This window comes from Shewanella sp. SR44-3 (genome assembly GCF_014163735.1).
In the GTDB taxonomy this organism is placed as follows: domain Bacteria; phylum Pseudomonadota; class Gammaproteobacteria; order Enterobacterales; family Shewanellaceae; genus Shewanella.
In genome coordinates, this window is record NZ_JACJDV010000001.1 from 306,345 (window position 1) to 318,523 (window position 12,179).

The 12,179-nt window shown below is 43.9% G+C and carries 8 protein-coding genes; 2 read left to right on the plus strand and 6 right to left on the minus strand.

Translation table 11 applies throughout. The annotated features are described in order from the left end of the window. Positions 1 to 27: 27 nt before the first annotated feature. From H5073_RS01235 to H5073_RS01245, 3 genes are all read right to left on the minus strand, one after another. Positions 28 to 651, minus strand: a complete 624-nt coding sequence (locus tag H5073_RS01235; protein ID WP_259394767.1) for a BsuPI-related putative proteinase inhibitor — start codon at positions 649 to 651, stop codon at positions 28 to 30. Next, entirely contained in the window at positions 651 to 2,522 is a 1,872-nt protein-coding gene (locus tag H5073_RS01240; RefSeq protein WP_182676282.1) for an AsmA family protein, read from the minus strand. The genes H5073_RS01235 and H5073_RS01240 overlap by 1 nt, the downstream gene beginning before the upstream one ends. A 131-nt stretch (positions 2,523 to 2,653) precedes the next feature. After that, positions 2,654 to 3,133 carry a putative 4-hydroxy-4-methyl-2-oxoglutarate aldolase gene (locus H5073_RS01245; protein WP_182676348.1) on the minus strand — a complete coding sequence of 160 codons (480 nt, stop codon included), beginning with the start codon at positions 3,131 to 3,133 and terminating at the stop codon, positions 2,654 to 2,656. Positions 3,134 to 3,404: 271 nt separating this feature from the next. Between H5073_RS01245 and H5073_RS01250 the strand changes: the two genes are divergently transcribed. Beyond that, a complete protein-coding gene (locus tag H5073_RS01250; RefSeq protein ID WP_182676283.1) occupies positions 3,405 to 3,722 on the plus strand; it encodes a hypothetical protein in 318 nt (105 codons plus the stop codon). Positions 3,723 to 3,741: 19 nt separating this feature from the next. Here H5073_RS01250 and H5073_RS01255 read toward each other — a convergent pair whose 3' ends face one another. The 3 genes from H5073_RS01255 to H5073_RS01265 form a co-directional block, all read right to left on the minus strand. Beyond that, positions 3,742 to 5,388, minus strand: a complete 1,647-nt coding sequence (locus H5073_RS01255; protein ID WP_182676284.1) for a methyl-accepting chemotaxis protein — start codon at positions 5,386 to 5,388, stop codon at positions 3,742 to 3,744. Between the two features lie 375 nt (positions 5,389 to 5,763). After that, a complete protein-coding gene (locus H5073_RS01260) occupies positions 5,764 to 7,044 on the minus strand; it encodes a sugar MFS transporter (RefSeq protein ID WP_259394768.1) in 1,281 nt (426 codons plus the stop codon). A gap of 114 nt (positions 7,045 to 7,158) precedes the next feature. Beyond that, a complete protein-coding gene (locus H5073_RS01265) occupies positions 7,159 to 8,832 on the minus strand; it encodes an alpha-glucosidase (protein WP_182676285.1) in 1,674 nt (557 codons plus the stop codon). A gap of 476 nt (positions 8,833 to 9,308) precedes the next feature. On the opposite strand from H5073_RS01265, the gene H5073_RS01270 reads away from it, so the two are divergent. Then, positions 9,309 to 12,146: a TonB-dependent receptor gene (locus tag H5073_RS01270; RefSeq protein ID WP_182676286.1), complete on the plus strand. Its 2,838-nt coding sequence runs from the start codon at positions 9,309 to 9,311 to the stop codon at positions 12,144 to 12,146. Positions 12,147 to 12,179: the final 33 nt, after the last annotated feature.

Here is a 12,179-nt window from a genome sequence, read left to right on the forward strand (position 1 = left end):
TTTATTCCTGCATCCTCTATGACGTCATCAATATTGAATTAAATAGTCCACCTCATTAACTAACATGAGTTTACTGTCATCCATGGCTTTGGCTTTGAGGATAGCTTTTAACTTGTACTCAGGCCCCTTTATATTAGCCAGTGTATGCGCCGGTAATTGAAACTCCACAGTAAGCGTCTCGCCACTGGCCATGGTCACGTTTCTGATGGCTTGAGTGAACATCATCTCATCACTCCACGCCCACAAACGAGTACCATCAGGTGCCAGCAGCCAAAGATCCGCTGTCATGCCTGAATTGTATTGCAATGCAACGGCATATTGCTGTTGATTGACTAAGGTCAAGGTAAGTGTTTGAGCTTGCTGCGTCGACTCCTTAGGGGCAAGTTTCACCGTGCCAGTTAAGCTTGCCTTCAACACTGTGGGTGTTTCTACGGTGTTCTGTGTCATCGCCTGTGCCTCTTGGCTAATCAAAGTGCCAGATACTTTAAGCGCTGCGACTGCTAGTTTCTGCTCCGCTGGCTTTTCAGTAACAACAGATGCAAGGCTTTTATCACTGGAGTCATTAATGGATTCCGCTTGATGACCACAAGCATTAGCACTGAGCATAAGTCCAAAAATTAAGCTCAAGTTGCCAGTATGGCTTGATAACATTACAGACCTCCTAGGCGTTTTAACAAGCTATCTTTAAGCTTATCTTTCACTTTCTCTTTGACTTTATCGGTTTCTTGTTTAAGTTTTGCATCCAACAAACCGCTGGTATCTAAGCCAAACTCAGGTGTCTGTACTGTACCTGATATTTTAAGGGGAATATCTAGTCCTTTTAATGGATTAGCTTGCTCTTCTTGGCCAGTAAGCGAGCCCACAACTCGGGTGGTGAGTTTATAATCTATGGCTTGACTAATGATGCCTAAATCTCCAGCCCCTGCAATACGAAGTAAAGGTGCTGATAGCGCCAAGTCAGGATTGGTTACGATGGCATCCTTGATATTAAAGCTACCCGTTAGGCGACTGAAATCTGTTTTTTTCTCTTGGTTATCCACCGCTGAGAGATCGCCGCTCAGTTTCGCTTGGGCAGTACGTAGCATTTGCGGCACATTCACGCCGTAGAGCGCGCCATCGGCGACTTCAAACTTGCCTTGAGCCAGCAGTTGCTGCTTTAGATTATCAGGAATTAAACTGCTGCCATGGCCAGATATTGAAAAATTCGCAACTCCTGACAATACCTCAAGCTCGGCGGCATCTTTTAATAATGGCCTTATCTGCACTCCGCTTAGGGACTGCTCAAACTGATAGCTGGCAACTCCTTGATTGGCATTCAACGCTGCGGTTAGGTTCATTTTTCCTTGATAAAGGTCAAGGCTAAATTGCTTAATCACAAGCTTGCCATTTTTTACTGTCATGGCTAACTGCCAGTTTTCAGTCTTAAGTTTAGCGGCTTTTATGGCGGCTATTTTTACCGACAAGTTAAGGTCAATCAGGCGTAACCCGGTTAAATCAGGCTCCACTGCTGGGCTTGATGACTCATCAGTGTCAGTGCTCGCACTTTCGTTGCTTGAGTCTTTAGGCAGGTAGGGGTCAAGATCCATTTCATCCAATGCCAGCGACAGATTAATCTTTGGAATAGGTTTTCCATAATTGACATCAAGTTCAGCGCTGCCGCTAAAGTCTTGAGCGGATAACTTATCCAGTGTCAATTGCAGTGCTTGGCGATGAAGATCAACACTTAACGCGCCTTGCATCACAGTATTGATAGTTTGAGGTAACGTATCACCGCTCATCGTGGTGCTGATTTCAAGGCCCGCTATACTCACCTTGCTAAAATCCTGACTCACTGTCAGCTGGCCTTTACCTTCACTGGTGATGTTTACATTCGCTGCCATCTCAAGCTCATAATGCAGCGGTGATGCTTGACCTAAACTGAACGCCCCTAAGGTGAACTCTTTTAAATTCAACGATGTTTTACTGCCTTGAGCCAAATTGATGATATTCACCTTGGCATTAGTGACACTTATCCCGCCAATATTAAGCTCATTGATGGCAAGATTGCGGGATGCACTATTAGCAGAGCCAGCTTCTTCTGCGGCATTGTCTGTTGTAGTTTCTGGATTAGCGTCAGCTTTAGACGCGGTTTCATTCACTAAGCCTTCTAAGCTTGAGCGGCCGTCTTTAGTGGTGACAAGATTAATTTCAACCCCATCTAATAGCAGCTGCTCAATTTCAATTTTTTTAGATAACAAAGGTTGCAGCGCAACACTTGCCACCACAGTGTTCACTTCAAGCATCATTTTGGTGTCAAACCCTTGGGGATTTGACAGGCTAATGCCGCCTAAATCTATGCCGAGCGAAGGAAAGAAGCTCCAGCTTAAATCTTGGCTGATCTGTAGCTCACGGCCAGTTTGCTTTTCAACCAGCTCAACCAGCTCAGGTTTGAAACTGTTTAAATCGAATATCAGCGTAATATAAAGTATTAATGACACGCATAATGCGGCGATGATGGCAAACAGCCATTTAATCAGCTTCATCAGTTTTCCTCTTTGGTAACGCTCGGCACGAGTATTAATACCAGTGCCGAGCGTTAATATTAATGTTAGTGCCAAGCGTTAGTAATGATGGGATTTCATAGCACTATTTATTAGCAGTATTAATGGCACTATTAAATGAGCCTCGACTCACTTAACGCCACACCATTTAAATCAGCATAGAGCATCATGCCAGGCTTTATCGACACTTGGCCGATCTCAATAAGCACATTAAGTTCACCTAAATCACGCTTTTGCGTCTTAATCGGGGTCACGCCTAAAGCTTTTACCCCGATTGGCATCTTGGCTATCGCGCCTGCATCTCGAATACAACCGTAAATAACTATGCCTTCCCAACCATTATTCAAGGCACTTTTGGCAATCATGTCTCCAAGCAAGGCCTTGGCGAATGAGCCCTGTCCATGCACCACCAATACCTTGCCCTTACCCGGCTGTGCTAATTGCGATTTAACCTTGGAGTTATCTTCAAAGCAGCTTACTGTCACGACTTCACCAGCAAAGACGGCTTTGCCGCCATAATTACGCCACTGCTCATTAACCAGTTGTAATTTATCAGGATATAAATCAAATAAATCCGGTAGTAAATCATCCATATCAGGATCTAGTACTCCAAGACTCTCAGATGATGGCCAAGCTTGCTGCATGTTACCACTCCCTATTGTGCGCAAATGATCAACTGCGATCTGCAGTTACCTTGAATTAACAGTACATATTTATTGAGCGAATAAAAAGTACTATGACAGGTGTGAGCAAAAAAACAGCTAAAAAGTCATTATAAAACCACAATATAGCCTAAGGTGCTAGGTGACTTGTGTTAATTAACTGTCTATAATTTAGCTTTCTTACCCTAATAGTATCAGCATCATGCCTAGTGACATTAATTTGCAACAAATGATTAGCGCATTGGATGAAATGGATTTTGAAAAGCGCACCAATAACAGTTTAGAACATGCCCGTACCCAAGCCCAGATGACAGGATATTTATCAAGCTTGGATTACAGCATGAAGCGATTGCAGCTTCTGCAAAGCGCTGTAAATGACATGGTTGAAAAAAAGCAATCGGAACAGATTAAGCAAGAGAAAGTACAAACCTACAAGACAAAAATTTTCAATCTTGCCAAGCAATACGATATTTCCTACGCAGAAGTATTATCTATTATGGCGACCTTAAGCCGCCCATAATAGTCCTGTTGCCCGTTAATTAAACCTTAAACACAGCCACAATATTAGCCATAGCACTAGAACCTGATACGAGTTCATGGCTTGTTGCGCTGATTTGAGTATTTTGATTCCTGTTCTCAAGAGACATGTGATTAATCTTATCAATATGCTCATGCAGGGATGCAATGCCTGTGCTTTGCTCCTTGGTGGTTAGTGCGGTCTGAATGCTCATCTGCAGTATGTGACTAATGGCCTGCTGTATTTTACCAATAGCGTCAACCAAATCGGTCGTTTGCAATACTGCTTGGGCCGATTTTCCTTGGGCGCCGCTAATGGCTTTAGTCACTCCAGTTATTGCTTGCTCAATAAGCGTAATAATACTGCTGATTTCTAATGTGGCATCTTGAGTGCGCTTAGCCAGCACTCGCACTTCACCTGCTACCACAGCAAATCCTCGCCCAGCCTCCCCGGCTCGCGCAGCTTCTATGGCGGCATTAAGGGCTAGCAAATTGGTTTGCTCTGTTATTTCACCTATAGTTGCTAAAATTTGACCTATTTTTCTTGAGCTGTCGGTAAGTGCTGCAACCGCGTGATCCGCAGAGCTAAGCTCATTGGACAATAAATCAACTTCCGCAGCAGTATTTCTTACCAAAGCTTGGGTGTGCACCACTTCGCCATCGGCAATTTTGGCGTTGTCCTGCGCCACTTTAGCGTTATCAGCAATATCATGGGCAGCCACTGAAATTTGCTTAATAGCGCTAACTACATTCTCAGTTTCCTCTTGAACTAACAGTGCATGGTTATCTGCTTTAGATGCAATATCTGACAAGCCCCCAGCCAAATGACGGCTCTGGTACACTGAACCTGATACTGAAGTGACGAGTTGTTGGATTTTACTAGTAAAATCATTGAAATAACCCGCTATCTGCCTAAGCTCATCATTGCCCTCTTCTGCAAGTCGTAGCGTTAAGTCTCCTTCACCTTTGGCTATATTCTCAAACGCCACTAATGTTTGTTTCATCGGGCTCAAAATGCTTTGCACTATGATAAATAAAAACAACAATACGGGAAGTCCCACCAACGCGAGCAGGACTAAATAAGCTTTGATGAATGCCAACTCTTGCTGCTCAATGTCATCCACATACACACCTGTACCAATTATCCAGCCCCATGACTCAAAGCGCTTTACCACTGTCATTTTTGGGCTTGGTGAAGACTGCTCAGGTTTATTCCACATATAATCAACCCGCGCAGTACCCTTGAGTGATGTCCTGTCTAGCATTAACTGGAAGAGCTTAACGCCCTCGGGATCTTTGACCTCAAGCACATTGGTATTTTCTAGTTTTTTAACGTAAGCATGCTGCAGCATCACCCCTTGGCTATCTAAAGTGAAAAAATACTCATTTTGGGAATAACGTAATTTATCCAGCGCCAATAACGCCATTTTCTTAGCTTCTAGCTCTGTCATCTCTGATGAGAGACTGGCTTGCTGATAGACTTCAACTAAGGTAATGGCGGTATCCACTAAGGCGGTGAGTTTGGCTTCTTTTTCCTGAACTAATACTTGGTCCATGCGGCTAAAGGCAAAATACAGCATGAGTAAGGTGGCAATAAGGCAAACGATGCACATAGCCAACAAGCGATTGGCAATGGCAGTTTTACGGAAAAAATGATTAATAGCTTTCATTGGTTCACACCAATAACGTAATAACGTAATAACGTTCCATCGTATCAACTCCCTGTCACGCCCATCATTGGGCTTATTATGATTAACCTGTAATGGTTAACCTTGATGTTCCTTACTTGGCATAACAACCGTATTAAAACCAATGACTAAAGACTAAGTACTAACAACTAGGTACTAAAATCGGGTTTTCAAAATTTAATTAATGTCCGTTCATAATATAAAGCGACCATAAAACGATTTAGATTAACCCTTAGACTCGTTTATAAGCAATTAAGAACTAAATAGTTATTGATACAGATCAAATAAAAATGACCACCTAATGTGATCATTTTTATTGTTTACTAAATCCGCATTAACCACCATAAGTCAGCATGCTTACAGCTTGGATCCTTTAGCACCGTAAAAGAGAATAAAGCCATAGCAAATAACCGGTAAAATAAACGCAGGTTGCAAGCCCATGCTATCTGCCATCATACCTTGTAACAGTGGTACTATCGCACCGCCCACAATGGCAAGACATAAAACGCCGCTGCCCTGTGAACTGTGAGGGCCTAAATCACGTAAGGCTAGGCTGAAAATAGTCGGGAACATAATAGAGTTAAATAATCCCACAGCTAAAATTGCCCACATAGCGATTAAGCCACTGGTATTCATGGCAACTAATACCAATAACGCAGCCATCAAGGCATTAAAAGCAAGCACCTTACCTGCTGCGATTTTTTGCATCACCGCTGAGCCAATAAAACGCCCAACCATAGCACCACCCCAGTAATAAGTGATGTACTTTGCGGCTTGTGCTTCTTCAAGACCGGCAATATCGGTTTCACCTAAAAAGCTCACTAAGAAACTGCCAATTGAAACCTCTGCGCCCACGTAGACAAAAATACCCACAGCACCTAACACAAGGTGAATCGATTGCAGTGCACTGGTTTTGCCATTGTGACTAATCACTTGGCCGTTAGCGCCCGCTTGGCTTTCAGCATTCACTTGATGCTCTTCAATAACCGGTAAGCGTAGTTTTGAGAAAATCACCGCTAATGCTGCCAGCATCCCCGCCAAGATAAGATAAGGTAGTTTTACCACCTCAGCTTCTGCTTGCGCAAAACCAACATCCCCGACCGCACCTGAGGCAACGGATAAAATAAGCACAGCGCCAAAGAAAGGCGCCACCGTGGTACCAAGCGCATTGAACGCTTGGGTTAAATTCAAGCGGCTCGATGCGGTCTCTTTGCTACCAAGAGCGTTAACATAAGGGTTCGCCGCCACTTGCAAGATAGTTATTCCACTTGCAAGTACAAACAATGCGCCTAAGAACAAGCCGTATGTCGCCAGCGCAGCGGCAGGATAAAACAGCAAACAGCCTACACTTGCCATAAGCAAACCGGTAACAATGCCTTTTTGATAACCTAAACGGTTAACTAATTTTCCTGCGGGCAATGACACTAAAAAATAGGCGCCAAAGAAGCAAAACTGAATCAGCATAGCCTCGGTGTAACTTAAAGAAAAAACCGCTTTAAGGTGCGGAATTAAAATGTCGTTTAAGCAGGTGATAAAACCCCACATAAAAAACAGTGAAGTTAGCGACACCAGTGCAAAGCGGTAATTGCCGCCTCCGCTGTGTGATTGTGTTTGGCCTGAAGCCATAGAGATACCCATATTGTCTGTCCTTATTGTTATTGTTCATCACTTTGATAGTGTTATTTTTTTACTCTTGTTAATTTGTCACCACAACTCGCGGTATATGCCTTCAGCTCGCGAAGCAACTCATTATTAACCCAGACGTTTATCAGCGTAAAACACCGCAAAAGCTGCAAATGTTAACGTTCGGCTTGCCCCATCTAGCTTAGCCATGCTTAAACCATGTTCGCTTTGGACGCTATAGTTGTTGATATTGGCCAATTGCGGGTTATCTTGCACAAGTTCATCTAACGATACGTCGTGAGTCTCAGCCGTTAAGTTGATGATAACCAGCAAGCTTTGTTGTTGATGTTCACGCACAAAAGCCAGTAGCGGCGCCTTAATGTCTAAGAAAGTGATACTGCCATCCACAAGAGCGATTTGTTGCTTGCGCCATTGCATAAATTGACGATAACTGTGCAGTGCAGACTCAGCATCAGCCTCTTGTTTATCTACCGCTAACGGCACATGGGCAGCGGCAACGGGCAACCAAGGCGTTACTTGGCTAAAGCCTGCGTGCTGCACGCCGGCAGTTGCATCGGTCCAAGGCATAGGGGTGCGGCAGCCATCTCGGCCCTTAAACATAGGCCAAAATGCTAATCCAAAGGGGTCTTGCAGTTGTTCAAACTCGATATTGGCTTCGGTTAAGCCCAGCTCTTCCCCTTGATAAGTGCAAATACTGCCTCGAAGGGAGCCCAGCAGCGCATTAAGCATCTTAACTTGACCCAGCTTTGCCTCCCCCTGACTCCAGCGACTGGCTACCCGCTCAACATCATGGTTGCCGATAGCCCAGCATGGCCAGCCATCGCCAATACTGGCTTCAAGGGCCTCTACGGTTTCACGGATGTAAGCGGCGCTGTAATCTTTGGTTAATAGCTCAAAACTGTAAGCCATGTGCAGACGCTTATCACCCCGGGTGTAATCGGCCATGGTGGCTAAGGAATCTTCCGATGACACTTCGCCTAAGGTTACGGTGCCTGGATAGGCATCAATTAAGGCCCGCAGCTGCTCGATAAACCCCAAGGTTTGCGGCCGAGTATTATTGTAATAGTGGTATTGATAGGCATAAGGATTGTCTTCACTAAAGCCGCGGCCTTGACGCTTATCCTTGGGTTTTGCGGGGTTATCTCGCAATTCTTGGTCGTGATAACAAAAAGTAATAGCATCGAGCCTAAACCCATCAACGCCTTTCTTCAGCCAAAATTCCACATTCTCCAGCACAGCATCACGCACCGCTGGATTGTGGAAATTTAAATCTGGTTGACTCTTTAAGAAATTGTGCAAGTAATACTGTTGCCGCCTTGGCTCCCACTCCCAGGCGCAGCCACCAAATATGGCTAACCAATTATTAGGCGCTGTGCCATCTTCTTTAGGATCGGCCCACACGTACCAGTCCGCTTTTTCATTACTGCGGTCTTGGCGGCTTTGCTCAAACCATGCATGTTCATCTGAAGTGTGACTGAGCACTTGGTCTATGATGATCTTAAGGCCTAATCCATGGGCTTTGGCAATAAGCTCATCGAAATCATCCATGGTGCCAAAGATAGGATCGATAGCGAGATAATCACTGATGTCATAACCAAAATCTTTCATCGGTGATTTAAAGAAAGGCGAGATCCAAATCGCATCCACATTAAGGCTGGCAATATAATCCAGTTTTGCAATTATGCCTTGAAGATCGCCAATACCATCATCATTAGCGTCCATAAGGCTGCGTGGGTAAACCTGATAAATAACCCCGCCACGCCACCAGCTTAACTGCCCCATCGTATCCCCTCGTTAGAATCTTACTTGATGTTGTTTGGTTAACTCTGTGTTGCTTACCAGTAACAAACTACACCTAAAATGATGAAATGAGCATACGTGTGAAGCCATATTCGGTTCAATAGCCTTGCATACGTATGCAAAGCATTCCAACTCGTGACCTAGGTTACGGAAAAGTTAATTCAAGATACTTATCAATAACCTGCAACAAAAATACCACCTAAAACAGCTGAGTAACACAGGTATTTCCGCCCTATTGCCCCTATGACCCAAGCGTTGAATACGTATGCATACGATTGTTTAGAAAAGAACCCTAGGAGTAGTATCAACACCGCTGCGCAACAATTTGTTCATAACTTCGGCACTTATTGGTTTCAATAGGGAGCTAAACACAATAAAGACGCAGCCCAAGAATAAATAGAACTCAGAGCTCGATTTGGTCGTCAGGTATACTGGGTTCACATAAAGGGGAAAGATCAATGTTGCTATTTAAACCAAGCCTGCTGACCTTAGCGTTAGTTGCCGCCGGTGCAAGCATGCACGGCTACGCTGCTGAAGATGTAAAAACACCCGTCGAAACAACTGCTGATACTAAAGAAGCACAAACTGAAGCTATCGAAGTGATTAGTGTACGAGGTTTCAAAACCTCGATTATTGCTTCATTAAATAATAAACGCTTTAGCGATACGGTTTCTGAATCGATTTCAGCCGATGATTTAGGTGCACTGCCAGATCAATCCATCGCCGATGCGCTAACAAGGCTTCCTGGTGTGACGGCGGTGAGAACTGGCGGACAGGCAAGTGGGCTTAATATCCGAGGTTTGGATGGCGACTTTGTATTTGCAACCCTTAATGGTCGTGAACAAGTCACAACAGGTGGTAAACGCGCCATTGAGTTCGACCAATATCCTTCTGAATTAATCAATCAAGCTCAAGTATATAAGTCCCCTAAAGCTTCATTAATTGAAGGTGGTGTTGCTGGTACTGTGGAGCTTAAAACGGCAGATCCTCTCACTAATGCTAAAGAGCACAGCGTTAACCTGAATGTCCGTGGTAGTTTCAACGATTTGGCCACAGATATTGCCGACTCAGATGAATTTGGTAATCGCTTAAGCTTCTCTTATCAAGGTAAATTTCTCGAAGAAACCTTAGGTGTTGCCTTAGGTTATGCCCATTTATATCAGCCCTATGTTGCCAATCAGTTCATCGGCCTGCATTTCAATGACGGTAAAAAAGATGTCAATGGCGACGGCGCTAAAGAGTCCTTGAGCGAAGGCATGGAAATCCAGCAAAAAGGCGGTAATGATACCCGTGACGGCTATATGGGTGCGATTCACTGGAAACCTACAGATAATTTAAGCCTGAAAGCTGACGTTTTCCACTCAAAATTCGAATCTGAAGCCTATGCTCAAGGCTTTAGGGTCAAGTCAATTAAAAATGGCAACATCAGTAATGCCATAGTGCAAGACGGCTCTATGATAGGCGGTACTGTCGCCACCGATGGCACTGATAATTTTGCCATATTCGTTGTCAATGATAATGACACTAAGCAATCTGACTTAACCTCTGGTGCGTTTAATATTGAATGGACCAATAATGATGATTTAACCATTAGCGCTGATATCAGTTTCTCAACCGCTGATGGTAAATTTATTAATGGCGGTACCCGCGCGGTTATTTATGATGATATGGCCAATAATGTTCGCGCCAGCGAATCTATGACCTATAGACTCAATAATCTAGCCCCAGCTGATGTGAATTTCGCTAAAAGCTACACCGACGTCAATACCTTAGGTCTGCGTGAAATTGGTATGTGGCCATACAATCAACAAAACGATCTTATGGCTTATAAATTTGATGTTAATTATGCCTTAGATAACGATTTTGTCAGCTCTGTTGACATAGGTGTGCGCTATTCGATGCGTGAATTTAATGCCCAGCGCGCACAAGCCGGTTATGGTTCAGAATTTGGCAGTAACCCAGCTGATATGCCAGTGTTGCAAATGACACCGGATATGGTTGAACAAGTTGATTTTGGTGGCGATTTAGCGGGCTACCCTAGCTTTTTACGTATTGATTTTGATAAAGCCGTTAATTTAGTCAATACCCAATTAACAAGTAGCGGCCAAGACCCATTTGCTCCGACAGCGAATTGGGATAATAGCTGGACCATGATCCAAAGTGGCAGCGTCAATGAAGATGTATTGGCAGGCTATGTGCAAGCGAACCTTAAATTTGATATCGGTGATTTACCTGTCACTGGTAACGTGGGGGTTCGGGTGGTGAATACTGACCAATACAGTGACGGAATTCAAGAAATTGGCGGCGGTCAAGGCGTTGATATTACGGATGGCAGAGGTGTAGTAAATAATAACTTTATTTATACTCAAATGGGTAAAACCTATACAGACTATTTACCATCTTTAAACTTAAGTTTCCATTTAACCCCTAACGATCAGCTGCGTTTTGCTGCGGCATCGGTAATGGCTCGTCCACCTATCGATAAGCTTAAATCTGGTGTGGGTTCTTGGTATGACGATGCTGCGCAACCTGGAGTTAAAAAGTACAATGCTTGGGGCAGTACAAGCCCGTTATTGGATCCTTTCTATGCGGATCAGTTTGACCTATCCTATGAGCATTACTTTGAAGAGTCTGAAGGCGCATTTGTTTTTGCTCTTTTCTATAAAGACATCAAGTCCTTCATCAATAATTTTACTATCTCACCCTTTGACTTTAAAAACGCGGGTTTTATCGTCCCAGATGAAGTAGTTATCGATGGCGTAACCTTCCCTGTTTCTGGTAATGAAGGTCAATATCAAACCGCGATAAATAACGATAACGGCGGTTACATCCGTGGCGTTGAAGTTGCGTATACTCAGTTGTTTGACTTCTTGCCTTATGGGTTAGATGGCTTAGGTTTTAGCGGCAGCTACTCTTATTCAGACAGTGAAGTTGAATTCACCACTGATTTAGGTGGCTCAAGCCTTAGCATTCCATTGCCAGGTTTGTCTGAAAGTGTGCTAAATACGACCTTATTCTATGGCTATGAAGGGTTCGATACTCGCATTAGTATGCGTTATCGCAGTGAATACGTATCAGAGCAGGTTGCGGTTGAATCACAACTGGCCTTTTTCGATGCTGAAACCGTATTTGATTACCAAGCCTCTTACGCCTTCGATTCAGGTTTAAAGTTATTATTCCAAGTTAATAACTTAACTGATGAAGCCAACAAGACATACTTCGGTCAAACCCATCAGACAGGGACGCTGCAGTCATTTGGTCGCCAATTCTTCCTTGGTGCCAGTTATTCGCTGTAGGCTTAGCGTTAATACACTGATCAAATTAACCGT

Excerpts from the sequence above, each read along its gene's own strand:
- H5073_RS01255 (WP_182676284.1), bottom strand. The coding sequence starts at position 5,388 with ATGAAAGCTATTAATCATTTTTTCCGTAAAACTGCCATTGCCAATCGC.
- H5073_RS01235 (WP_259394767.1), bottom strand. The coding sequence starts at position 651 with ATGTTATCAAGCCATACTGGCAACTTGAGCTTAATTTTTGGACTTATG.
- H5073_RS01250 (WP_182676283.1), top strand. The coding sequence starts at position 3,405 with ATGCCTAGTGACATTAATTTGCAACAAATGATTAGCGCATTGGATGAA.
- H5073_RS01240 (WP_182676282.1), bottom strand. The coding sequence starts at position 2,522 with ATGAAGCTGATTAAATGGCTGTTTGCCATCATCGCCGCATTATGCGTG.
- H5073_RS01265 (WP_182676285.1), bottom strand. The coding sequence starts at position 8,832 with ATGGGGCAGTTAAGCTGGTGGCGTGGCGGGGTTATTTATCAGGTTTAC.
- H5073_RS01270 (WP_182676286.1), top strand. The coding sequence starts at position 9,309 with ATGTTGCTATTTAAACCAAGCCTGCTGACCTTAGCGTTAGTTGCCGCC.
- H5073_RS01245 (WP_182676348.1), bottom strand. The coding sequence starts at position 3,133 with ATGGATGATTTACTACCGGATTTATTTGATTTATATCCTGATAAATTA.
- H5073_RS01260 (WP_259394768.1), bottom strand. The coding sequence starts at position 7,044 with ATGGGTATCTCTATGGCTTCAGGCCAAACACAATCACACAGCGGAGGC.